Annotated in this window: 18 protein-coding genes and 1 CRISPR repeat array (1 of these 19 running past the window's edge); of the genes, 10 read left to right on the top strand and 8 right to left on the bottom strand. The window is 67.5% G+C overall.

The genetic code is table 11. The features are described from left to right. Positions 1 to 123 precede the first annotated feature (123 nt). A complete protein-coding gene (locus DELCS14_RS26275; RefSeq protein ID WP_013804318.1) occupies positions 124 to 1,716 on the top strand; it encodes a choline dehydrogenase in 1,593 nt (530 codons plus the stop codon). Here DELCS14_RS26275 and DELCS14_RS26270 read toward each other — a convergent pair. The 6 genes from DELCS14_RS26270 to DELCS14_RS26245 form a co-directional block, all read right to left on the bottom strand. Beyond that, complete coding sequence (locus tag DELCS14_RS26270; protein ID WP_013804317.1) at positions 1,713 to 2,981, bottom strand: GGDEF domain-containing protein; 1,269 nt, start codon at positions 2,979 to 2,981, stop codon at positions 1,713 to 1,715. The genes DELCS14_RS26275 and DELCS14_RS26270 overlap by 4 nt on opposite strands. Positions 2,982 to 3,043: 62 nt before the next feature. Continuing rightward, the gene (locus DELCS14_RS26265; protein WP_012203132.1) at positions 3,044 to 4,540 is read right to left on the bottom strand and encodes an AMP nucleosidase; all 1,497 of its coding nucleotides are present in this window, start codon (positions 4,538 to 4,540) and stop codon (positions 3,044 to 3,046) included. A gap of 3 nt (positions 4,541 to 4,543) precedes the next feature. Continuing rightward, positions 4,544 to 6,622, bottom strand: coding sequence for an EAL domain-containing protein (locus DELCS14_RS26260; RefSeq protein ID WP_013804316.1), 2,079 nt, complete (start codon positions 6,620 to 6,622; stop codon positions 4,544 to 4,546). Between the two features lie 172 nt (positions 6,623 to 6,794). After that, positions 6,795 to 7,298, bottom strand: a complete 504-nt coding sequence (locus DELCS14_RS26255) for a heme-binding protein (RefSeq protein WP_013804315.1) — start codon at positions 7,296 to 7,298, stop codon at positions 6,795 to 6,797. 160 nt (positions 7,299 to 7,458) lie between these two features. Further along, on the bottom strand, positions 7,459 to 8,100 hold the full coding sequence (locus DELCS14_RS26250) for a response regulator (protein WP_013804314.1): 642 nt from the start codon (positions 8,098 to 8,100) through the stop codon (positions 7,459 to 7,461). After that, positions 8,097 to 9,662 carry an ATP-binding protein gene (locus DELCS14_RS26245; RefSeq protein ID WP_013804313.1) on the bottom strand — a complete coding sequence of 522 codons (1,566 nt, stop codon included), beginning with the start codon at positions 9,660 to 9,662 and terminating at the stop codon, positions 8,097 to 8,099. Before DELCS14_RS26245 ends, DELCS14_RS26250 begins: the two co-directional genes overlap by 4 nt. A 73-nt stretch (positions 9,663 to 9,735) precedes the next feature. Between DELCS14_RS26245 and DELCS14_RS26240 the strand changes: the two genes are divergently transcribed. The 5 genes from DELCS14_RS26240 (at position 9,736) to cas3f (ending at position 17,705) form a co-directional block, all read left to right on the top strand. After that, positions 9,736 to 10,728: a cation diffusion facilitator family transporter gene (locus DELCS14_RS26240; RefSeq protein WP_013804312.1), complete on the top strand. Its 993-nt coding sequence runs from the start codon at positions 9,736 to 9,738 to the stop codon at positions 10,726 to 10,728. Then, the gene (gene dtd / locus DELCS14_RS26235; protein WP_013804311.1) at positions 10,725 to 11,195 is read left to right on the top strand and encodes a D-aminoacyl-tRNA deacylase; all 471 of its coding nucleotides are present in this window, start codon (positions 10,725 to 10,727) and stop codon (positions 11,193 to 11,195) included. Before DELCS14_RS26240 ends, dtd begins: the two co-directional genes overlap by 4 nt. 111 nt (positions 11,196 to 11,306) lie before the next feature. Further along, positions 11,307 to 13,082 (top strand): dipeptidase, encoded by a 1,776-nt coding sequence (locus DELCS14_RS26230; protein ID WP_013804310.1) that lies wholly within the window; start codon positions 11,307 to 11,309, stop codon positions 13,080 to 13,082. 115 nt (positions 13,083 to 13,197) lie between these two features. Then, positions 13,198 to 14,220, top strand: coding sequence for a type I-F CRISPR-associated endonuclease Cas1f (gene cas1f, locus DELCS14_RS26225; RefSeq protein WP_013804309.1), 1,023 nt, complete (start codon positions 13,198 to 13,200; stop codon positions 14,218 to 14,220). Beyond that, positions 14,217 to 17,705: a type I-F CRISPR-associated helicase Cas3f gene (gene cas3f / locus DELCS14_RS26220; RefSeq protein ID WP_013804308.1), complete on the top strand. Its 3,489-nt coding sequence runs from the start codon at positions 14,217 to 14,219 to the stop codon at positions 17,703 to 17,705. Before cas1f ends, cas3f begins: the two co-directional genes overlap by 4 nt. 3 nt (positions 17,706 to 17,708) lie before the next feature. On the opposite strand, the gene DELCS14_RS26215 is transcribed toward cas3f, so the two are convergent. Together DELCS14_RS26215 and DELCS14_RS26210 are read right to left on the bottom strand one after the other, a co-directional pair. Next, on the bottom strand, positions 17,709 to 18,020 hold the full coding sequence (locus DELCS14_RS26215; protein WP_012203141.1) for a HigA family addiction module antitoxin: 312 nt from the start codon (positions 18,018 to 18,020) through the stop codon (positions 17,709 to 17,711). Positions 18,021 to 18,101: 81 nt separating this feature from the next. Continuing rightward, positions 18,102 to 18,383, bottom strand: a complete 282-nt coding sequence (locus tag DELCS14_RS26210; RefSeq protein ID WP_013804307.1) for a type II toxin-antitoxin system RelE/ParE family toxin — start codon at positions 18,381 to 18,383, stop codon at positions 18,102 to 18,104. On the opposite strand from DELCS14_RS26210, the gene csy1 reads away from it, so the two are divergent. Genes csy1 through cas6f form a run of 4 tightly spaced genes read left to right on the top strand, consistent with a single transcriptional unit; the run spans position 18,373 to position 22,717 of the window. Further along, positions 18,373 to 19,947: a type I-F CRISPR-associated protein Csy1 gene (gene csy1, locus DELCS14_RS26205; RefSeq protein ID WP_228676910.1), complete on the top strand. Its 1,575-nt coding sequence runs from the start codon at positions 18,373 to 18,375 to the stop codon at positions 19,945 to 19,947. The two genes, DELCS14_RS26210 and csy1, sit on opposite strands and share 11 nt — an antisense overlap. Further along, the gene (gene csy2 / locus DELCS14_RS26200; protein WP_013804305.1) at positions 19,944 to 21,062 is read left to right on the top strand and encodes a type I-F CRISPR-associated protein Csy2; all 1,119 of its coding nucleotides are present in this window, start codon (positions 19,944 to 19,946) and stop codon (positions 21,060 to 21,062) included. Before csy1 ends, csy2 begins: the two co-directional genes overlap by 4 nt. Before the next feature lie 54 nt (positions 21,063 to 21,116). Further along, complete coding sequence (gene csy3, locus DELCS14_RS26195; protein WP_013804304.1) at positions 21,117 to 22,145, top strand: type I-F CRISPR-associated protein Csy3; 1,029 nt, start codon at positions 21,117 to 21,119, stop codon at positions 22,143 to 22,145. A 5-nt stretch (positions 22,146 to 22,150) separates the two neighbouring features. Next, positions 22,151 to 22,717, top strand: a complete 567-nt coding sequence (gene cas6f, locus DELCS14_RS26190) for a type I-F CRISPR-associated endoribonuclease Cas6/Csy4 (RefSeq protein WP_013804303.1) — start codon at positions 22,151 to 22,153, stop codon at positions 22,715 to 22,717. Positions 22,718 to 22,846: 129 nt separating this feature from the next. After that, positions 22,847 to 24,176: a CRISPR direct-repeat array (repeat unit 28 nt; unit sequence GTTCGCTGCCGCGTAGGCAGCTCAGAAA); it runs 1,696 nt beyond the window's last position.

The following is a 24,176-nucleotide window of genomic DNA, read 5'->3' as shown; positions in this document are numbered from 1 at the left end:
AACAAAGTGAATGCGATCCGGCGATCGTAGCGGGATTCGGAGCATCCACCGGGTTTGCCCCGGCTTGCGGCGCCGCGCAGGCGACTGCAACAGTGGATGGCTAAACCGCAGGGGAGGGGAGACATGCTGGATTTCATCGTGATCGGAGGGGGATCGGCGGGCTCGGTGCTGGCCGGGCGGCTCAGCGAGGATGCTGAGACGCAGGTGGCGCTGCTGGAGGCCGGGCCCCCCGACTCCAGCGTGCTCATCCACTGTCCGGCGGGCATGGCCGCCATGGCCAAGGGCGGTCGCCACAGCTGGGGCCTGTCCACCGTGCCGCAGCCGGGTCTGGGCGGGCGGCGCGGCCACCAGCCGCGCGGCAAGGTGCTGGGCGGCTCCAGCGCGGTCAATGCCATGGTCTATGTGCGCGGTCAGCCGGCCGACTACGACCACTGGGCGGCCCAGGGCAACCCGGGCTGGAGCTGGAGCGAGGTGCTGCCCTATTTCCTGCGCGCCGAACACAACGAACGCGGCGCCGATGCCTGGCATGGCGCGGGCGGGCCGCTGAACGTGGCCGACCTGCGCGATCCCAACCCGCTGTCCCGGGCCTTCGTGCAGGCGGGCGTGCAGGCCGGCCATGCGCACAACGCGGATTTCAACGGCCCGGCGCAGGAGGGCGTGGGCCTGTACCAGGTCACCCAGCGCAACGGCGAGCGCCACCACGTCGCCAAGGCCTATCTGGCGCCGTACCGTGCCAGGCCCAATCTGCGCGTGGAAACGGCTGCCCAGGTGCTGCGCATTCTGTTCGAGGGCCGGCGCGCCGTGGGCGTGGAGTACCTGCAGGGCGGTACGGTGCAGCAACTGCACTGCCGGCGCGAGGTGCTGCTTTGCGGCGGCGCACTGCTGTCGCCGCAGCTGCTGATGCTGTCTGGCGTGGGGCCGGGCGAGCACCTGCGTTCGCTGGGAATCGATGTGGTCCACCATCTGCCCGGCGTGGGCGCCCATCTGCATGACCACCCGGATGTGGTGCTGGTGGTCGATGGCGCGCAGCTGACCGACAGCTTCGGCCTGTCACTGGGCGGTGCGCGCAGATTGCTGGCCGCCGTGGGCCAATGGCGCAGCCAGCGGCGCGGCATGCTGACCACCAACTTTGCCGAGGCGGGCGGCTTCATCCGCAGCAGCCCTGGCGAGCCTGCGCCCGATCTGCAACTGCACTTCGTCGTCGCCAAGCTGGTGGACCACGGGCGCAAGACGGTCTGGGGCCATGGCTATTCGCTGCATGTCTGCGTGCTGCAGCCGGCCAGCCGCGGCAGCCTGCGCCTGGCCAGCGCCGATCCGCTGGCCCTGCCGCTGGTGGACCCGGCCTTTTTCTCCGATGCGCAGGACCTGCGGCGCATGGTGAACGGCGTGCGCCGCGCCCACGAGATCCTGGCCCAGCCTGCGCTGGCGGCCCTGGGCGGGTGCGAGATGCCGGCCTCGGCCGGCGCGCAGGACGATGCAGGCATCGAGGCCTTCATCCGCAGCCATGCCGACACCATCTACCACCCCGTGGGCAGCTGCCGCATGGGGCCGGGGCCCATGGACGTGGTCGATGCGCAGCTGCGTGTCTACGGCATCAAGGGCCTGCGCGTGGTCGATGCCTCGGTCATGCCGCGCATCGTCAGCGGCAACACCAATGCGCCCACGGTGATGATTGCGGAGAAGGCGGTGGACATGATCCGCCACGGCGCGCGCTAGGTGCCTGGCGTGCGCCCGTGCGCCATGGCCTGCTCAGGGATGGAGGCCGACGGCTGCGGCCCCTGCTCCTCGGACGCGGCCACCGGACTCAGCCGCACCTGCGTCCAGCAGTCGCGCCCGCGGCGCTTGGCGGCGTAGAGGGCGGCGTCTGCGGGGGCCAGCATCAGTTCCAGGCACAGGCCGTTCCAGGCCTGGGGTGCGTGGGCGCAGCCGGCGCTGAAGCGCACTTCGAAGCCCAGCACCTTGCGCGAGGCCTGCAGCAGCGCGGACTGCAGGCGGGTGCACAGGGTGTCCACGCCGTCGTCCGTGGTGTAGAGCAGCAGGCAGAACTCCTCGCCGCCCCAGCGCGCGGCGATTTCGTCGCTGCGCAGCTGCTGCTGCAGCAGGCGGGCGAACAGGCACAGCGTCTGGTCGCCCACGGCGTGGCCGTGCTCGTCGTTGACATGCTTGAAGTGGTCCAGGTCCAGCATCACCAGGGCCAGGGCCTGGCGGTGGCGCTGGGCATGGGCCAGCATGGCAGGTGCGCGCTCCAGCAGGGCGCGGCGGTTGGGCAGCCCGGTGAGCATGTCCTGCAAGGCCAGGTCGCGCAGTTGCTGGCTGGTCTCGTCGCGCCAGGCCACGAGCACGGCCACCATGAGCAGCGTGCTGCTCAGCGTGGTCAGCAGGGCGAAGATCTGGTTGGCGCCGCTGTCTGCGGTGAAGCTGGGCAGGAAGGGCGTGGCCAGGGCCAGGTAGCTGCGCACGAACAGCATCAGCCCCATGAAGGCGGCCACGCCGCACATCAGGTAGCGCCAGCTGCGCGCCACGGGCCGCTGTGGGTCCAGGCACAGGCCGGCCAACGCCATCAGGCACAGGCCATGGACGGCACTGAACCAGCCGGTGCGCAGGGCCGCCTGGGGCAGCAGCAACGCAAAGCCCAGCGGCCCCAGCACGCACAGCGCGATCAGGCCGCGCTCCAGCAGCATCGGGCGCGGCCCCAGCCATTCACGCAGGGCGCGCGCCATCTGCCACTGGGCGGTGGCGGCCAACGCCGCCGCGCCCAGCGACAGCAGGTCACGTCCCATCAGGCCGTGGGGCAGGCGGCTGGCGATCAGGATGAGGGTCCAGGCCACGGCCTGCATCAGGAAGAAGTGCTGCGCATGGCGCGCCGCACCGCTGACGCGACGCCCCATGGCCAGCGGCAGGGCGGCCGACATGGCCATCATGTTGATGGCCACGACGGCGGTCATGGAGAAAAAGTCCAGGGTAGGCAGCGTGGATGGCATGTGCGTCCCTGGATGGCGGTGCGAAGCGTGGCCCGTGAGAAGCGGTGGCCGGTGGCGGGGCGCTACTGGAACGCCACCTCCGCGAAGCTGCGCAGCTTGCGGCTGTGCAGGCGCTGGGTGCCGCCTTCGCGCAGGATGTCGATGGCGCGCATGCCGATGCGCAGATGCTGGTCCACGCGCTCGCGGTAGAAGTGGTTGGCCATGCCGGGCAGCTTGATCTCGCCGTGCAGCGGCTTGTCGGACACGCACAGCAGCGTTCCATAGGGCACGCGGAAGCGGAAGCCGTTGGCCGCGATGGTGGCGCTTTCCATGTCCAGCGCCACGGCGCGGCTCTGGCTGAAGCGCAGCTGGGGCAGGTTGTTGGGCAGCAGCTCCCAGTTGCGGTTGTCGGTGCTGGCCACGGTGCCGGTGCGCATGATGCGCTTGAGGTCGGGGCCGTCCATCTGCGTGACGTCGGCCACGGCCTGCTGCAGTGCCAGCTGGATTTCGGCCAGCGCGGGAATGGGCACCCACAGCGGCAGCTCCTCGTCCAGCACATGGTCCTCGCGCACATAGGCGTGGGCCAGAACGTAGTCGCCCAGCTGCTGGCTGTTGCGCAGGCCCGCGCAGTGGCCCAGCATCATCCAGGCATGCGGGCGCAGCACGGCGATGTGGTCGGTGATGGTCTTGGCATTGGCCGGGCCCACGCCGATGTTGACCATGGTGATGCCGCTGTGGTCGGCGCGCACCAGGTGGTAGGCCGGCATCTGCGGCAGGCGCGGCGGCGGCGTGCCCAGCTCGTCATTGGGCTGGGCCGGCAGGCCGGTGCGGCGCGTGACCACGTTGCCGGGCTCGATGAAGGCCACGTACTCGCTGTCCTCCCGGGCCATCTCGGCGTGGCCCAGGCGGATGAATTCGTCGATGTAGAACTGGTAGTTGGTGAACAGCACGAAGTTCTGGAACCACTCGGGCTGGGTGCCCGTGTAGTGGCGCAGGCGGTGCAGCGAGTAGTCCACGCGCGGGGCGGTGAACAGGGACAGCGGCAGGGCCTCGCCGGGATGCGGGCGCCAGGTGCCGTTGGCAATGCCGTCGTCCATGGCTTCGAGGTCGGGCAGGTCGAACACGTCGCGCATCAGCTGGCGCCGCTCGCGCGTGAGCGTTCCCTCGATGTGGTCGTTCTCGGCGAACGAGAAGTGGATGGGAATGGGCTTGTCGCTCAGGCCCACCTCCAGCGGCACGCCGTGGCTCTTGATCAGCAGGCGGAACTGCTCGGCGTAGTAGCGCGAGAACAGGTCGGGCCGCGTGAGCGTGGCCTCGTGCGTGCCCGGGCCCTCGACGAAGCCGTAGGCCAGCTGCGTGTCGGCGCGCGCCACGGTGCTCGTGTGCATGCGAACGAAGGGGTAGTAGGCGTGGACGGGAGCGGCCGGGGTTTCGCCGGAGACGAAGCGCTGCATGTTCGAGCGAAGGTGCTCTATCTGCTCCCGGTAGATCTGCTGTACGTGCTCCAGGGCCCGCTGGGGGTCGGTGTGCAAGGTGGCTGCGGCCCTGGAGGCCTGCGAGGGGTTGTGAAGCAAAACCATGGGCTATTGTCGTTGGACTGGATGACTGTTGTGCAATTGCCAGGCGCGCGCCCTCTCGGCCGGCAGGGGCGGCGCCACAAGGTATCCCTGCATCATGCCGCAGCCCAGCTCGCGCAAAAGCGCCAATTGGGCAGGTGTTTCCACGCCTTCCGCCACGATGTCCAGGTGCAGGCTGTGGCCCATCTGCACGATGGCGGTGACGATGGCCGTGTCGTCCTCGCTATCGGGGACGTCGGCGATGAAGGAGCGGTCTATCTTGAGCTGGTTGATCGGGTGGCGGCGCAGGTAGGCCAGCGAGGAGTAGCCGGTGCCGAAGTCGTCGATGGCCAGGCCCACGCCCAGGGCCTGCAGCGCCTGCAAGGTGTCCTGCACCTGCCCGCTGGTGTGCATCAGCGTGGACTCGGTCAGCTCGATGTGCAGCCAGCGCGCCTCCAGCCCCGTTTCCTCCAGCACCTGTGCCACCTCGCGCGCCATGTCGCGCTGGCGGAATTCCAACGCCGAGAGGTTCACGGACAGCGGCACCGGCGCCAGGCCCTCGTCCTGCCACTGGCGCGCCTGGCGGCAGGCCTCGCGCAGCACCCAGTGGTCTATGGCCGAGATCAGGCCGCGCGCCTCGGCAAAGCCGATGAACTCGCCGGGCAGCACCAGGCCGCGCTGCGGATGGCGCCAGCGCACCAGGGCCTCGAAGCCCGCCAGCCGGCCATCGGCCGTGAAGGTCTGGGGCTGGTAGTACAGCTCGAACTCGCCGCGCTCCAGCGCGCCGCGCAGTTGCTGCTCCTGCATCAGCATCTGGGCCTGGGTGGCCTGGCCGTCCTGGGCGGGTGCATAGAACTGCAGGTTGCGGCGGCCGCTGTCCTTGGCCATGTGCATGGCGCTTTCGGCGCGGTTGAGCAGCTCTTCGGCGTTTTTCCCGTCGCCGGGGTACATGGCGATGCCCATGCATGGCGAGATCACCAGCGGCGTGCCATCGATGGCGCAGGGCGCCTCGATGATGCGCTGCAGGTGGCTGGCCTGTGTCTCGGTTTCCTGCGGATCGGGGTCGTCGGTGAGCACGACCACGAACTCGTCGCCGCCCACGCGCGCCACCAGGTCGTGGGCGCGCACGCTGCCGCGCAGGCGCTGGGCGACCTCGCACAGCAGCAGGTCGCCGGCCTGGTGGCCCAGCGAGTCGTTGATGGTCTTGAAGTGGTCCAGGTCGATGATGAGCACGGCCAGGGCGCGCCGCTTGACCGAGGCCAGCGACAGCGCCTGGCGCAGCATCTGGATCAGGCGCACGCGGTTGGGCAACTGGGTGAGCTGGTCGTGCTGGGCCAGGAAGTCCATGCGCTCCTGCGCCAGCTGGCGCAGCGTGATGTCGCGCACCAGCACGATGCGGTAGGGCCCGCCCTCGGCCGGCATGGTCTTGGCCTCGATCTCCACGGGGATGCGGTGGCCGTCCTTGTGCTGGATGGCGCCGTCGAAGCGGTCCTCGCGGCCGCTGCGCATGTACTGCAGTGCGTAGAGGCGGAACTCGGGGCAGATGTAGTCGAGGATGGGGCGGCCGGTCAGCTCGTCCAGCGTGTAGCCGGCCAGGCGGGACAGGGCCTCGTTGCCGTCGATGATCAGGCCGTCGCGGTGCATGACGATGGCCTCGGTCGTGACCTCGGTGAACTTGCGCATGCGCTCTTCGCTGTCGCGCACCTTCTGCGCCACATGGTGGTGGTGGCTCACGTCGGTGATCTGCACCACGGCGCCCTGCAGCTGCCCGTGCTCGAAGTGCGGCATCAGCAGCGATTCGATATGGCGAGGCGGTCCATCCGGCTGGGGCACCTCGCGCTCGTAGCGCACATGTTCGCCGCGCAGGCCGCGCTCCACATGCTCGGCGATGAGCTGCCACACGGCTTCGCCCACGATCTCGCGCACGGTCTTGCCGACCGCCTCGGCGGGCGTCAATCCGAAATTGCGTGCGTAGTTGATGTTGGCGAAGCGGCAGCGCAGCGTGCGCGCATCGAAGTAGGCCAGCATGGCCGGAGCCGTATCTGCTATCAGCCGCAGCAGCGTATCGTTGGGCCCCGTGATTTGCGCATCGACGTTCTCTGGCATTCGTCCCCCTCGCTGGGGATTTATAGCGGAATCGCCGAGATTTTGATAGCGCTCTTGTGCGAGGGTGAGCGGCCGCTGACGCGAGGGAGCGCGTGCGGCTGTCGAGCCTCCGGGGCGGCCGTGGCGGCCTGTCTTTTTTTTGCAGCGCCGCATCACGTGCGGCGCGGCTTCTTTACTTGAGCAGGTCCTGCACCTGGCCCAGTGCAGTCTGGGCGCACTTGTCGTCCAGGTGGCCGCCGGGCGCGCCGCCGATGCCCACGGCGCCGATCACCTCGTTGCCCACCTTCACCGGCAGGCCACCGCCTAGCAGCAGGTAGCCGGGAATGTTCACCAGGTTGGCGGCGCCGGGGTTCTTCTGCGCGCCTTCCATGATGGCCAGCGTGCTGTTCTTGGCCGAGGCAGCCGTATAGGCCTTCAGCCGGCTGGCCTCCAGCGTGTGGGGGCCGGCATTGTCGGCGCGCTGCACGGCGCGCACGGTGCCGGCACGGTCCACCACGGTGGCGGTGACGGCATAGCCGTCGGCGGCGCAGGCGGCCACGCTGCGTGCGGCGATCTGGTTGGCCAGCTCCAGCGACATGTTCTTTTCCGTGCGCACGGCCTCGGCCTGGGCGGCGGTGGTGATCAGGCCCAGGGTCAGGGCAGCGAGGGTGGCGAGCTTGGTGGCGTGGCGTTGCATGGTCTTCTCCTTCGGGGTCAGGACGGCCCGGGCCACAAGCCCGGACGGCATGCATGCACTGTAGAAAATGCCGCCGCTGCGCACCATTCGGACGGTTACGCTCGGCGCTGCGTAGAAATACGGAGAAGCCAGGCGCGCTGCTGGGCGAGGAGGTGGCGCTTCAGGCGCCTGCCGCCGTGTCCGCCAGGCTGGCGTAGCGGCGTATGAGCTGGGCCAGGCTGGGCGCCTCCAGCTTGGCGAAGAGGTTGGCACGGTGCGTTTCCACCGTGCGCGGCGACAGCTCCAGGCTGCGGCCAATCTCCTTGTTGGTCAGGCCCTGCACGATAAGCGCCAGCACCTCGCGCTCGCGTGCCGAGAGCTGGGCGAAGCGCTGCTGCGCATCGCGGTCGGCCTGCTGGCGTTCGCGCGACTGCACATGCTGGCGCACGGCGCCTTGCAGCGCGTCGATCAGCACCTCGTCGTCCACGGGCTTTTCCAGGAACTCGGCCGCGCCGGCCTTGAAGGCGCGCCGGCACATGTCCACCGTGCCATGGCCGGTGAGCATGATCACGGGCTGGTCCACGCCCTGCTCCACCAGCCGGCCCAGCAGGGCCAGTCCGCCGATGCCGGGCATGCGCACGTCCATCACGATGGCGCCTATGCCCTGGCGGTCCAGCCCTTCGAGAAAGGCCAGCGGATCGGCCCAGCACTGCACGCGTAGGCCCACGGTGCCGATCAGCAGGGCCAGGCTGTCGCGCACGGCCTCGTCGTCATCGACCAGATGGATCAGCGGGGACAGGTCTTGGGCAGGCGCGGCGGTCATGGGTTCGGTGGTGGTGGTGTGGATGCGGTGGGGGCGGCGCGTGCCGTGGATGCATTGGCGCATGCACTGGCGCACGCCGCAGGCAGCAGCAGCTCGAAGCGGGCTCCGCCGCCCGGTCCCGAGGCGGCCAGCTCCAGGCTGCCGCCCATGGATTCGGCCAGGCTCTGGCTCAACGTCAGGCCCAGGCCCAGCCCCTGGGCGCGGCCCGTGGCAAACGGGGTGAACAGGCGCTGGCGCATCTCGGGCGCCACGCCGGGTCCGCTGTCCTGCACCGCCACCAGCAGGCGGGTGTCGCGTCGTTCCAGCTCCACCCGCAGATGGCGGGCTGCGGGCGGCTGCTCGTCCATGGCCTGCAGCGCATTGACCAGCAGGTTGTGCAGTATCTGCTGCACGGCCACGGGGTCGGCCTGGGCGGCGGGCAGATCGGCGGCCTGCACTTTCATCTGCACCTTGACCTGGACCTGGCGGCGCCGCAGCTCGGGCTCCAGCAGATAAAGCGCTTCGGCAACGGCCTGGTTCAGATCCAGCGGCTCGGCCTGGGGCGCAAGCCCCGGTTGCTCCACCAGGCGGCGCAGCCGGCCTACCACGGCGGACGCACGCTTGGCCTGCTCGGCCGCCTGCGTCATGGCCTGGCGGGCGGCGTCCATCTCGGGCGGGTCCTCGGCCAGCAGGCGGCGCGCGGCCTGGCTGTTGGACAGCACGGCCGTCAGCGGCTGGTTCAGCTCATGCGCCATGCCGGCGGCCAGTTCGCCCAGCGTATTGAGCCGCGCCACCTGGCCCAGCTGCAGCAATTGCTCGGCGCGGCGGCGGGCCACGCGCTGTCGCAGCAGGGCGCGCAGCGCGGCCACGGCCAGCGCGCAGCCCAGGGCCCAGCCCAGCATGGCCGTCCAGGGCAGCACCGAGGCGTCCAGCGGCTGGCGCAGGTACAGCACCAGCGGCTGGCTGGGCGAGGCCAGGGTCTTGCTCACCTCCCAGGACCATGTGTTCCAGCCTGGCGAGCCGGTGCTGCCGGGCTGGATCAGGAATTCCTGCCCGCCCAGGGCCAGCCAGGCGCGCACCGGGCTGGTGGCCGGTGGCATGGGCCATTCGTCGGCGGGAATGGTGGCGCGCAGGTCCAACAGCAATGCATAGCTGGCCGGCAGCCCGGCCTGCACCAGGTACAGGCGGCCCCGGGCCAGATCGGCCAGGGCCAGTTCGGCATGGCCGCTGGCCTGGGAGCGGCGCTCGGCCTCGGCCATGCCGTGCGGCCAGGGCGCGGGCCAGGACTCGCCTGCGGCGGCCGAGCGGCGCGCCACATCCAGCACCTGCGGATACAGGCGCGGCAACTGCTTCCACGAGGCCTGGTCGGGCGCGGGCTGGCGCGGCTGCAGCAGCGCCAGCGTGCCCAGGATGGCATCGTGCTGCACCATGCGCTGGCTCAGCAGCCGGTGGGCAATGCGGGCATCGGTATCGAAGACCTCGCGCAGCGACTGCAGGCGCCCATGCGCCAGCCAGGCCGCGCCGCAGCATGCGGCCACGGCCCAGGCCAGCACCCACCATGCCGCATGTCGCCACCAGTTCATGGCGCGGATTCTGGCATGCGCATCGCATGCGCAGTGGTCTAATCCACGGCACCCCCACCTATCGCAGCGCAGCATGGCCGAGTCCACTCCATCTACCGCCAACGCACCCGACTGGATGGCGCCGCACAGCCTGCTGCGCATCTCGGTGGTCGTGGCGCTGCTGACCATCGTGCTCAAGACCCTGGCCTGGTGGCTCACGGGCTCGGTGGGCCTGCTGTCGGACGCGCTCGAATCCTTCGTCAACCTGGCCGGTGCCGTGTTCGCGCTGACCATGGTCACCATCGCCAAGCGGCCGGCCGACACCGATCATCCCTATGGCCACCACAAGGCCGAGTACTTCTCTGCGGGCTTCGAGGGCATCCTGGTCATCGGCGCCAGCCTGGCCATCGCCTGGGCGGCGCTGGCGCGGCTGTGGAACCCGCAGCCGCTGGAGCAACTGGGCTGGGGCCTGGCGCTGTCCGTGATCAGCTCGGCCCTCAACGGCCTGCTGGCCGTGGTCATGCTGCGCTCGGCGCGCCAGCACCGCTCCATGGCGCTGGAGGGGGATGCCCGCCACCTGCTCACCGATGTCTGGACCTCGGCCGGCGTCGTCATCGGCCTGATCGGCGCATCGCTCACAGGCTGGCTGTGGCTGGACGCGGCCGTGGCCATAGGCGTGGCGCTCAACATCTGCGTGCAGGGCGCACAACTGGTCTGGCAGTCGTCCCAGGGTCTGATGGACCAGGCGCTGGACGCGCCCGAGCGCCTGCGTATCGACGCCGTTCTGGACCGCCATGCGCACCGCGAGCAGGGCGTGGTCTTCGACAACATCTCCAGCCGGCGTGCCGGCGAGCGCAGCTTTGCCGACCTGCACATGCATGTGCCCGGCGACTGGAGCGTGGCCCGCGCCGCGCGGCTGCGCACCGAGATCGAGGCCGAACTGCTGCAGGCCGTGCCCGGGCTGTATGCGCGCATCGAGCTGCTGCCCCTGGGCATGCAGACCGCCATGGAAGCCGCCATCGAGGCAGCGGGCCAGGCGGACACTCCTTCCCCATCCACCGACAAGAACCCGAACCCCGAACAATGATCAGCATCCTGCAGCGCGTGAAACAGGCGCGCGTGGAAATCGACGGCCAGGTCGCCGGTAGCATAGGCCCCGGCCTGCTGGCCCTGGTCTGCGCCGAGCGCGGCGACACCGAGGCCGAGGCCGACAAGCTGCTGGCCAAGATGCTCAAGCTGCGCATCTTTGCCGACGACGCGGGCAAGATGAACCGCAGCGTGCAGGACCTGGACGGGCAGGGCGCCTGCGGCGGCCTGCTCATCGTCAGCCAGTTCACGCTGGCGGCCGACACCGGCGGCGGCAACCGCCCCAGCTTCACGCGCGCCGCGCCGCCGGACGAGGGCGAGCGCCTGTACGACTACATCGTCCAGCGGGCGCGTGCCCTGCACCCGGAAGTCGCCACGGGCCGCTTCGGGGCCGACATGCAGGTGCACCTGCTCAACGACGGGCCCGTGACCATCCCGCTGTCGATAGCTCCGGCCACTGCGGCATAGCGCGCTGCCGAGGGGCGGATTCTGGCGCGATTTGCGAGCGCGGCCTGGTCGGAACATGCCTGCAAAGCCCGTATTCTTGCGGCCTCAGCATTCATCGACAGACCGACGACCATGAAGAACCATCCGTTCAAAGCCTCCACCCTGGCCCTTGCCATGAGCATGGCCCTGGCGTGGAGCGGCGCGGCCGGCGCCGACACCCTCAGGAAGCCCGCGCTGGACGCGCTGGCCCAGGCGCAGCCGGCACCCACCGACTTCGCCAGCTTCCTGAAGCAGGCTGCGGCCGCGCAGCCTGCCATCGCCCAGGCCGTGCAGCGCCATGCCGCAGGCGCCGCGCTCACGGGGGATGAACTCAACCACATCGCCCGCCTGCTGGGCCTGTACACACGTCTCACGCAGGAGCAGGCCGTGCTGGCCAGCATCGAGCGCATGGTCGCCCTGCCCACGGTGCGCGATGCCAAGGTGCCGCCGCACGAAAGCCCGGCCATTCTGGCCTTCGGCGAACTGGTGCAGCAGATGGCCAGGGACTTCGGCCTGCAGTACCGCAACGTGGACAACCGCATCTTCGAAGTCACCCTGCCTGCGAACACCGCGAACACCGCGAACTCGGGTGCCGATGAATTCGGCATCCTCACCCATGCAGACGTCGTGCCCGTCGTCCCCGCCGAATGGGTGCTGGACGGCCAGGCCATCGACCCCTTCAAGGTCACGCGCGTGGGCGACAAGCTCTACGGGCGCGGCACCATCGACGACAAGGGCTCCATCGCCACCGTGCTGTTCGCCATGAAGGCCGTCAAGGACAGCGGCCTGCCCCTGTCGCGCGGCATACGCCTCATGATCGAGACCACCGAGGAAACCGGCGGCGACGCCATGAAGTACTACCAGGGCAAGACCACGCTGCCCGCCTACAACATCGTGCTGGACAGCAAGTACCCAGCCGTCGTCGCGGAAAAAGGCTCGGGCGCGCTCAAGGCCGTATTCGACGACGTGAAGGCCGAGCCCGCCCAGCCCGCCATCACCGCCATGGCCGGCGCCGCCTCGGCCAACGCCATTGCGCAGACTGCCACCGCCACCATCACGGCCGGCGACGAAGCCGCCATCGAAGCCATCGCCGCGCGCCTGCAGGCGGCCAAGGGTGACTTCACCACCAGCTATGCAGGGCAGGGTGGGCCGTTCACCATCGACATCCAGCGCAGCGGCACCGCAGCCACCGTCAAGGTCACGGGCACCTCGGCCCACGGCTCGCGCCCTGAGGAAGGCGTCAACCCCGTGCCGCGCCTGACGCTGTTCCTGCAGCAGGTGCTCATGCCCACCGATGGCGTGGCCCTGGTCCAGCCCAATGCCTACAGCAACGCCCTGCGCTACATCAACGGCGCCTTCGGCCTCGACTACTTCGGCAAGCAGCTGGGCGTTGCCTATGCCGACGACTTCATGGGCCCGCTGACCCTGTCGCCCAACCTCATCAAGGCGGCAGACGGCAAGCTGGAAGTCACCACCAACGTGCGCATGCCGCGCGGCAAGACGCCCGAGCAACTGCGCACCGAAGTCGAGCAACGCATCACCCGCTGGAGCGCGGCCGCCAAGGTCCCCCTGACCCTGCAATACACCCAGGGCAACTGGATGGCGCGCGACCCCAAGGGCGCCTGGCTGTCCACCCTGCTCAACATCTTCGGCGACACCACGGGCCTGGACGCCAAGCCCGTGCCCACGGCCGGCAGCACCACGGCCAAGCTCATGCCCAACGCCATCAACTTCGGCCCTGCCATGCCCGGCAAGAAGTACACGGCGCACAACGCGCTCGAATACAAGGAACTGCCGGACCTGCGCGCCGACATGCAGATGTTCACGGAAATGCTGGTGCGCATCGGGAATCTGAAGCAGATGCAGTGATCATTCACTGGGATGTAAAGAAAGGCGCCTTGTGGAAGCAAGGCGCCTTTTTATTCCTGGGACAAGCCATTGAAGGGGATTGGCAATTTGATACAACTGCCTGCGGGAGGCTGCAATGCAGGATATCAAGGGCCAGGATCTCAAGACCATTCTCCATTCCAAACGCGCCAACATCTATTACCTTGAGCACTGCCGTGTCCTGGTCAATGGCGGGCGGGTGGAATATGTGACCGATGCCGGCAAGCGCAGCCTGTATTGGAATATTCCCATTGCCAACACCACCAGCATCCTGCTGGGCACCGGCACCTCCATCACGCAGGCGGCCATGCGGGAACTGGCCAAGGCGGGCGTGCTGGTCGGCTTTTGCGGCGGCGGCGGCACGCCTTTGTTCAGCGCCAATGAAGTCGATGTGGAAGTCGCCTGGCTCACTCCGCAAAGCGAGTACCGCCCCACTGAATACCTGCAGGCCTGGGTCCAATTCTGGTTTGACGATGAACTGCGCCTGCATGCCGCCAAACAATTGCAGGCTTTGCGATTGCAGCGGCTGCAGCAGGAATGGGGTGCACGTGCCTTGCGTGAATCCGGCTTTGCCGTGGATATGGAGCGCCTGAAGGCGCTGGTGCAGCAATTTGCGGCGCTGATGGCCAATGCGCCCGATGTCATGACACTGCTGACCGATGAGGCACGGCTGACCAAGGCCTTGTTCAAGCTCGCCGTGGACGCCGTGGGATATGGCGAATTCACGCGCGCCAAGCGCGGCACCGGCACCGATGCAGCCAACCGCTATCTGGACCATGGCAACTACCTGGCCTACGGACTGGGCGCCACGGCCACCTGGGTGCTGGGCCTGCCCCACGGCCTGGCCGTTCTGCATGGCAAGACGCGGCGTGGTGGCCTGGTGTTCGATGCGGCCGACCTGGTCAAGGATGCGGCCATCCTGCCCCAGGCCTTCCTGTCGGCCATGCACGGCGACGACGAGCCGCAATTTCGCCGCCAATGCATCGAGGCGCTCACGCGCAGCGAATCGCTGGACTTCATCATCGACACGCTCAAGCGCATTGCCGTCGACACGGCGCGCCTGGCCGGCGCGCCCACAACGCCCACAACGCCCGGCGCTGCGCAGGAGGCCGACACATGAACGTGCTCTTCGTCTCCCAGTGCAGCAAGCGCGCCCTCACCGAAACGCGCCGCATCCTCGACCAGTTTGCCGAGCGGCGCGGCGATCGCACCTGGCAGACGCCCATCACCGCGGCTGGGCTCGACACCGTGCGCAAGCTGCTGCGCCAGACCGCGCGCAAGAACACCGCCGTGGCCTGCCACTGGATACGCGGGCGCGACCACAGCGAACTGCTGTGGATCGTGGGCGACGGGCGCCAGTTCAACGCAGAAGGCGCCGTGCCCACCAACACCACGGCCAGCAACGTGCTGCGCGCAGAAGACGAAAGCCACTGGCACCACCTGCCACTGATCACGGCGCTGGCCGCTTTGGCTGCCCTGGTGCATGACCTGGGCAAGGCCACCCAGGCATTCCAGGACCGGCTGAAGAATCCGGGCCTGCGCGAGCGCAACCACTACCGCCATGAATGGGTGTCGGTGCGGCTGTTCCAGGCTTTCGTGGGCGGCGACAGCGACGCGGCATGGCTGCAAAGGCTGGCAGCCTGTGTGGATGAGGCTGCCGACGCCCGGGCCTTTGAGGCGCAATGGCTGGATCACCGCAGCGGCCGCCTTCTGCGCGATGGCCTGGACGAGCCGCAGGCCAGCCAGCATCTGCCGTTCAAGGCGCTGCCGCCGCTGGCCACCGCCGTGGCCTGGCTGGTTCTGACACACCATCGGCTGCCCTGCATGCCGGTCGCTGCAGGCCGGCAGGAGTCCGACGACGAGCTGGAGCCCGACCGCCGCCAATGGTGCCGCTTCGGCGCGCGCCCGCGCTTCGTCAACAGCAATGAGATCGAGCAGCTGCTGCAGCGCATCAGCGCCGACTGGAACGAGCCGCGCGAGAAAGCCGATCCGGCAAAAGTGCGCTCCCATTGGGACTTCCCGCAGGGCCTTCCGGTGGCCACGGCCGCCTGGCGCAAGCAGGCGGCGCGCTATGCGCTCAAGCTGCAGGAGTTGGCGGGCCGGTCGCTTGACGCTGCAAGCCTGGGCGATCCGTTAACGCTGCACCTCTCGCGCCTGTGCCTGATGCTGGCCGACCATCACTACTCCAGCATCGAGGACGAAGCGCGCCGCCATCCTTTCCGCAACGCGGGCTATCCGCTGTACGCCAACACCCGGCGCAAGAGTGCAGCTCCAGGTGCCGCGTCCGCGTTCAACCAGACACTGGACGAACACCTGCTGGGCGTGCAGGCCCATGCCACGCTGGTAGCGCGCTCGCTGCCCACACTGGCGCGCAGCCTGCCGGCCCTGCGCAGCCATCGCGGCCTCAAGAAGCGCAGCAGCAACGCGCGCTTCCAGTGGCAGGACAAGGCCGCCGACCTGGCTGCCAGCGTGCGCCACCGGGCCGCCAGCCAGGGTGGCTTCATCGTCAATATGGCCTCCACAGGCTGCGGCAAGACGCTGGGCAATGCGCGCATCATGAACGCGCTGGCTGACCCGGGCGTGGGCATGCGCTGTGCCTTCGCCATCGGCCTGCGCACGCTCACGCTGCAGACGGGGCGGGTGTTCCAGAACGACCTGGGCCTGGGCAACGACCAGCTTGCGATCAAGGTCGGCGGCGCGGCCAGCCGCGCGCTGTTCGAGTACTGGGAAGCGCAGGCCGAGGCCACGGGTTCGGCCTCGCGCCAGGCGCTGCTCGACGAAGGCGGGCAAGTCCTGTTTGACGGCAATGACCAGCACCCGCTGCTGCAGCGCCTGACCGACGATGCGCAGGTGCGCTCGCTGATCGCCGCGCCCGTGCTGGCCTGCACCGTGGACCACCTCACGCCCGCCACCGAAAGCCTGCGCGGCGGCCGCCAGATCGCGCCCATGCTGCGCCTCATGACGGGCGACCTGGTACTGGACGAGCCCGATGATTTCGACATGGCCGACCTGCCCGCGCTCACGCGGCTCGTGCACTGGGCAGGCCTGCTGGGCTCACGCGTGCTGCTGTCCTCGGCCACCTTGCCGCCAGCGCTGGTGGAGGGGCTGTACCTGGCATACCGCGCCGGGCGCGAGATCTTCCAGCGCCATCGCGGCGAGCGGCCCGGCGAGCCCGTTGCCATCTGCTGCCTGTGGGTGGACGAGTACCACCAGCAGGCACTGGACTGCGCCGATGGCGCAGGGTTTCGCACAGGCCATGAAGGCTTTGTGCAAAAGCGCGTGGCCCAGCTCGCCCGGGCCGAGGTGCGGCGCCTGGCTGCCATCGCTCCCCTGCCTGCCGGCTGGCAGGGGCTGGACCCGGCCGCGCGGCGTCGGGATTTTGCGCGCATCGCGCTGGAGCATGCATGGCAGCTGCACCAGCAGCCGGGCAACCATGGCATTGACCCCGCCAGTGGCAAGCGTGTGAGCTTCGGCCTCATCCGCATGGCCAATATCGAGCCGCTGTTCGACGTGGCCGTGGCCATGTATGGCCAGGGCGCTCCTGCACCGGGCGTGCGTGTGCACCTGTGCGTCTACCACTCGCAATTTCCGCTGCTTGCGCGTTCCAGCATCGAGCGGCACCTGGACACCGTGCTGGACCGCCGCTCCCCCGACGGCGCAGACCCCCTCTTCCAGAGGCCGGCCATCCGCGCATTGCTTGATGCCAACAATGAGGCCGATCACCTCTTCATCGTGCTCGGCTCCCCCGTCACCGAAGTGGGCCGCGACCATGACTATGACTGGGCCGTGGTCGAGCCCTCGTCCATGCGCTCGCTGATCCAGCTGGCCGGACGCGTGCGGCGCCACCGGCCGGGTGCGGTGCAGGAGGCCAACATGCGGGTGCTGGACAGCAACCTGCGCGCTTTCGAGCATCCAGGCCGGGCGGCATTCTGCAAGCCGGGTTTCGAGATGGAGCCGGTGGATGACAAGGCGGATACGGCGCGGTACTTCCACCTGCGCTCGCATGACCTGCAATCGCTGCTGGCCAAGCACACCAAGGGTGAGCACCTCTGGCCCGTGGATGCCCGCGCACGCATCGAAGTGGCCAGGGAGCAGTTCCACCCGGCCAGGAACCTCGTGGACCTGGAACACGCCCGCCTGCACGACACCATGCTGCCGCGCCCCGCAGACAGCCCGGATGCCACGCCGGTGCTGCGCGCCGCCAGCCTGCACTGGGCCAGCCCTGCCTGCTTCTGGCTCACGGGCCTGCTGCCGCAGTTCCAGCGCTTTCGCTACGACCCGTTGCCGCGCGTGGATGTGGTGTTTCTGCCGGACGAGGAGGAAGAGGGCCTGCAACTGCACCGCGTGGTCGATAGCCAGCGGCGGGGCGACAAGCTCCATGTGCTGGTGCAGGACAGCCTGCTGCACCGGGAGCCTTTGGACTTACGGAAGGGGACGGTCACTGCATGGGGACAGGCTGACCTGATGCAGGAACTGTTAGCCCTGGCGGAGGGCAAGGGGCTGGGGCTGGATGCCTGTGCAAGCAAGTACGCCACGGCCAGCCTGCCCGACAAGGCACAGGGCTGGCGCTGGCATGGCGTGCTGGGCTTTGTGGGCCGTGCCTGAGGATCAGGCGGTATGCAGCTGCATCGGATGAACTTGCCTCACGGACGCCTGCAACTCCGCGTTCAGCTCTGCCGTGCGCAGGTCGTAGGCGGTCTGAAGGTTCAGCCAGGACTGAGCGTCGCCCCCAAAGAAGCGGCTCAGCCGCAGCGCCGTGTCGGCCGTGATGCCGCGCCGCTCCAGCACGATGTCGTTCACGCGCGAGGCGGGAACGTGCAGGTGCCTGGCCAGCGCGTTGGCGCTCATGTCCATGGGCTTCAGGTAGTCCTCGCGCAGGACTTCACCTGGGTGTATGGGGCGCATGCCGTTTTTAAGCATGTCTTTCTCCTGTGCCCCTCATTGCCGGGAGGCGCCGGTTCCCAAGCCGCCGATGCGGCAGCGAAGGCATGTCATTGTTCGTCAGTGGTAATCCACTATCTCTACGTCAACCACTCCCTTTTCCGTCCAGACAAAGCAGAGGCGCCACTGGTCGTTGATGCGGATGCTGTGCTGGCCCTGCCGATCTCCCACGAGCATTTCCAGGCGATTGCCAGGAGGGCTGCGCAGAAATTCAAGTGTCACAGCCGCATCCAGTTGAGCCAGCTTGCGCTCCGCCACGCTCTGGATGTTGGCGAACCGGCGGGTCTTGCCGATGGTGAACAGGCGCTGGGTTTCCGGGCACTTGAAGGAAGTGATCGCCATAAGTCAGGAATTTTATACCGTTTACCGTTATTCGGTATATCGCTTTGCAGCAGAAAGGAAACGAAGCGCAGAGGAGCAAGACCACCCGCACCGTTCGTTGAAGGACATCGTTGCAGACCACGCAGATCGTGGGTTTGTTCTGAATTTCTTGCAAGGAGGAGAAGCAATGCCGCCCACCCCAAGCGCCATGCGTTGGCATGACGCCATCGCCATCTTTATCCAGGAACGGCTTCAGGCCAAGCTGGACAAGCTGGCCGAAGACGACCCCAAACGACAGGAGCTGCTGGCTCAGCACCAGCGCGATACCTGGTTGGAAGACGCCGCCCGCCGGGTGACGCAAATCCAGGCCGTCACCCACTCCCTCAAACCCATACACCCCGACGCGCGCGGCACCAATCTCTATGTGGAGCCGGCCAGCCTGCCAGCGCTGCAGGAACTGGGAAGCCATGCGCTGGGGCAGTCCTTCGCCGGCGATGTGGTGGGCAATGCGGCGGCGCTCGACGTCTACAAGTTCCTCAAGGTCGAGGTGGACGGCACCAGCCTGCTGACCGCGCTGCTGGCGCAAGACCCGGGCGCGCTCCAGGCCCTGCATGAGGACCCGCAGCAGGCCATGGGCTTGCGCGATGCCTTCGTCGGCCTGACCCAGCCGCGCGCGGGCGCACCCAGTTCGCACACGCGGGCCAAGCAGCTGTACTGGCTGACGGGCAGCGATGCCTGTGCCGATGAAGGCTATGAATTGCTGGCGCCGTTGTTTGCCACCTCGCTGGCTCATGCCGTGCATGCGCAGGTGCAGGAAGACCGCTTTGGGGAAAGCAACAAGGCGGCCCGGCAGGCGCGGCGCGAGCGCAAGGCGCATGACGGCGTCTTCCATGACTACCCTGGGCTGGCCGTCCAGAAGATGGGAGGGACAAAGCCACAGAATATTTCCCAGCTCAACAGCGAGCGTGGCGGGGTCAACTACCTGCTGGCTTCGCTGCCACCGGTCTGGCGCAGCAGCGATGTACGGCTGCCGGTGCATGCCAGCTCCGTGTTCGACAAGCTGTTCGTTGGCCGTCCCGAGGTGCGCAGCACGGTGCGCAAGCTGCGTGCCTTCCTTGCGACCGACCCGGAGCCCAACCTGCAAACGCGCGAGCGCCGTGAAGCCTTCATGGATGCGCTGATCGATGAAATGGTCTCGCTCGCCGGCGAAGTGCAGCAGACCCTGCCCGCTGGCTGGAGCCGCGACTCGGAACGCTTCGGCAAGCTGGTGCGTGAAGAGCAGCTGTGGCTGGACCCATTGCGCACCGAACTGCGCGATGAGGAGGAGTTCGCCCGCGAATGGCTTTGGATGGACTGGCCTGCCGAGGTAGGCAAGCGCTTTGCCAACTGGCTCAACAGCCAACTGTTCGGCCAGTTGCCCGTGGGCGACGCCGAGGCGCGTGTGTGGCGGAAAGAGCTGCTGACCGATGAGGATGGTTTTGTGCAGCAGTTGCGCGAACTGCGCAAAAGGCTGGACGCCCCGGCCTATATCCCTATCCGCAAAACGCATGATGAACTGGTGATGCACAGGGGGGGCGTGGTATGAGGCAATCGCCACAACCGCAGGCCATCCTGACCTTCCCCCATCTGCGCGTCCAGAACGCCAACGCCATCTCCAGCCCGCTCACCCATGGCTTCCCCTCCATCACCGCCTTCACCGGCCTGATGTGGGCGCTGGAGCGCAAGCTGGCGCAGGCCGGCATCCCCTTGCGCCTGCACGCAGTGGGCGTGGTCTGCCACCACCATCAGGAGCAGGTCAGAGGTTCAGGGAAGTTGTACGACCCTCACACTTTTCATTTGCGCAAGCCTTACGTTGCTACCGCAGACCAAGCTAGAAAGTTGGAGGAAGGTACCCCTCCTTCTATCGTCGAGGAAGGCCGCATCCACCTCGACATCTCCCTGGTCTTCGCCGTTTCGGAAAAACGCGCCGCAGGCGCTGCGGCCACGTTGGTGCAGAGTGCCGAGCCGCAGATGCAGCAATGGGCCGATGAAGCCGGGCAAATCCTGTCGCAAATGCGCGTGGCCGGCGGCAGCCTGCTGCCATCACGCGCCGCGCCCGGCAGGCGCGTGCGCCCCAGGCTGTCCGTGCTGGCAGAGGACGCCACCGAGCGCAGCCGCCAATTCCGCGAATGGCGGCGCCAGTGGCTGCCGGGCTTCGCCCTGGTGGGGCGTGACGACCTGCTGGCCGACCGCCTGCACAGGCTGCGCGACAAAGCGGCGCACACCACGCTGCTCGACGCCTGGCTGCATGCATCGCGCTTCAACCATGAGCCCGTGGCAGCGGCCGAAGGCCAGCCCCCGCCTGCCGATGGCAAGCATCCATGGGCAGATCCCTGGCGCGGCCCCGGCAGCGGCTGGATCGTGCCTGTGCCCGTGGGCTATGCGGCACTCTCGCCATCACATGCCGCAGGCGAAGTGCTCAACGCCCGCGATGCCACCACGCCGCTGCGCTTCGTGGAGTCGGTCTACTCGCTGGGCGAATGGATCAGCCCGCACCGCCTCACCCATCTGGAGCAACTGCTGTGGCATGCGCACACCGATGAAAAGCGGGGCCTTTACCGCTGCCGCAGCGGCTACGTCTCAGACCCGGCAGCCGTGGCCGACCCTGACGACGCCGCAGCCCAGGAGCAGGAAGACGACGACAGCTATGCATACACCTGACCCGCGTCCTTGCACCTTCGCCTTTCACACCGTATTGCCAAAGGATTGAACACCATGTCCAGCACCCTCAAGACCGCATCCGTCCTCGCCTTCGAACGCAAGCTCGACCCCTCCGACGCCGTCTTCCACGCAGGCAACTGGGATGACAGGGCGGCCTCCGCCTCCTGGCCCTCCGTCAAGCTGCGCGAGAAATCCGTGCGCGGCACCATCTCCAACCGCCTCAAGACCAAGGACCAGGACCCGGCCAAGCTCGACGCTGCCATCGAGAACCCCAACCTGCAGACCGTGGACGTGGCAGCCCTGCCCGCCGATGCCGACACGCTCAAGGTGCAGTTCACGCTGCGCGTGCTGTCTGGCGCAGGCACCCCGTCTGCCTGCAACAGCGCCGAATACCAGGCCAGGCTCGCACAAACGGTGCAGGCCTATGCCTCGGCCCAGGGCTTTGCCGAACTGGCCAACCGCTATGCGGCCAACCTGGCGAACGGGCGCTTCCTGTGGCGCAACCGCGTGGGCGCGGAAAGCGTGCAGGTGCAGGTGGTGCAGCTCAAGGATGGCAAGGCCGGGCAGGCATGGGCGTTCGATGCGCTGGCCCACAACCTGCGCACGCTGGAGCAGCCTGATGAGAAAGTGGCTGCGCTGGGCAGCGTGATCGCGCAGGGGCTTGAGGGCAAGGCCCATGTGCTGCTGCAGATCACCGCCTTTGTGCGCCTGGGCGCGGGCCAGGAAGTCTTCCCCTCGCAGGAACTGATCCTCGACAAGGGCAGCACCAAAAAGAGCAAGACGCTCTACCAGATCGGTGAAAAAGGCCAGGAGGTCGCCGCCATCCACTCCCAGAAAATCGGCAACGCCCTGCGCACCATCGACACCTGGTACGACGGCGCGCAGGACCTGGGCCCTATCGCGGTCGAGCCCTACGGCTCCGTCACCACCCAGGGCAAGGCCTGGCGCCAGCCCAAGCAAAAGCAGGACTTCTACACCCTGCTGGACGACTGGCTGCTCAAGGACAAGGTGCCGCCCGTCGAGCAGCAGCACTTCGTGATGGCCGTGCTGATCCGCGGTGGTGTCTTCGGCGATGCGAGCTGATGGCCATGACCTCGCACTACATCGACATCACGCTGCTGCCTGACCCGGAATTCAGCCACGCCCACCTGCTGGGCGCGCTGGTCGCCAAGCTGCACCGTGCGCTCGTGCAACTGGGCAGTGCTGACATAGGCATCAGCTTTCCCGGCTACAGCCTGCGTCCACGCACTCTGGGCACCATCCTGCGCCTGCATGGCAGTGAAGCCGCGCTGCGCTGCCTGATGGAACAGCCCTGGCTGCAGGGCATGCGCGATCACGTGCAATGCACGCCGCCAGCTTTGGTGCCAGAGGGCGCCGTGCCCTACCTGGTGCAACGCCGGCAATTCAAGACCAGCCCCGACCGCCTGCGCCGCCGCCGCATGCGGCGCAAGGGAGAAACCGCCGAACAGGCCGCGGCCGCCATCCCCGACAGCGTGGAGCGCACCCCGGACCTGCCCTACGTTCAATTGCGCAGCGCCAGCACCGGCCAGCCGTTTTGCCTGTTCGTGGAGCAGAAAGCGGTGCAGGGCACGGTGGGTCAGGAAGGCTTCAATACTTATGGGCTGAGCCTGGGAACTGCTGTTCCCTGGTTCTGACCCTTTTTCTGGCGGCCTGAAGACTGCCTTGTAAATCAACAGCTTGGCGGATGCCCCGGAATTTGGGGTGTTTGCCTGCTGGAGGTGAAAGCTCTTTCAAAATCAATGGATTGGGGAATTTTTTGCCTTGTTCGCTGCCGCGTAGGCAGCTCAGAAATTGTAGAGCGCCTGGGCCATTTCCAGCAGGCGGTTCGCTGCCGCGTAGGCAGCTCAGAAAAGACCAGCAAAGCCAGCGACTATGTGATCCAGGTTCGCTGCCGCGTAGGCAGCTCAGAAAAGCATGAAGGCCGGCGCCTCAGCAATCGGCATGTTCGCTGCCGCGTAGGCAGCTCAGAAAAGCCACTGCGCTGCGGCAAATGCCTTGCTGGCGTTCGCTGCCGCGTAGGCAGCTCAGAAATTGTAGATGCCGTCGCTGGTCTTCTCGACACAGTTCGCTGCCGCGTAGGCAGCTCAGAAATGGCCGCGCGCCCGGTAGTCGTTCCAGTCCTTGTTCGCTGCCGCGTAGGCAGCTCAGAAAAACGTGGACCAGCTTCCGGCCATCTACGGGATGTTCGCTGCCGCGTAGGCAGCTCAGAAAACTGCATGTGCTGAACGCCTAGGCCTGATTCGGTTCGCTGCTGCGTAGGCAGCTCAGAAATGCTGGAGATCACCAGTGTGCGCGTGGAGCGGGTTCGCTGCCGCGTAGGCAGCTCAGAAATCATAGAAGCCGTCATCTCCCATCTTTGCCGTGTTCGCTGCCGCGTAGGCAGCTCAGAAATGAAAACAGGATCGGTCGTTCTTTCATGGCGTGTTCGCTGCCGCGTAGGCAGCTCAGAAAGATGGAATCGCGCGAAAGTACGCAATTGCGGCGTTCGCTGCCGCGTAGGCAGCTCAGAAAATTGAATATTGGGCCGAGAACTATGCGACTGCGTTCGCTGCCGCGTAGGCAGCTCAGAAAGCTTGTTGGGTCGTATTCACCAGCCATGTTTTGTTCGCTGCCGCGTAGGCAGCTCAGAAATGTACGGCGACGCCCCTCTGCCTGAGCTGGCGGTTCGCTGCCGCGTAGGCAGCTCAGAAACCCAGCGGTTCAGGTTGCCGCCTGAGGAGCTCGTTCGCTGCCGCGTAGGCAGCTCAGAAATTGCTGCCGGCCTCAGTCGAGTAGTCGTAGAAGTTCGCTGCCGCGTAGGCAGCTCAGAAAATTTTCAGGAGCATCACAAATGAGTTCCTGGAGTTCGCTGCCGCGTAGGCAGCTCAGAAATTCCCGCGCGGCAGGCCGGTGGCTTCGGCGATGTTCGCTGCCGCGTAGGCAGCTCAGAAATACAAGCGGCCGATTCTGAGCGTCCCCGTATCGTTCGCTGCCGCGTAGGCAGCTCAGAAAAGAATCATGAGCGGCATCAGCAGGAAGGCCATGTTCGCTGCCGCGTAGGCAGCTCAGAAAGTGCGGCTGATTGTGTGCGACGGCCATAGCGGGTTCGCTGCC

The organism is Delftia sp. Cs1-4, assembly GCF_000214395.1.
GTDB lineage: Bacteria > Pseudomonadota > Gammaproteobacteria > Burkholderiales > Burkholderiaceae_C > Comamonas > Comamonas acidovorans.
Note: the sequence above shows the minus strand (reverse complement) of the source record. Positions and strands in the feature narration are given on the sequence as shown.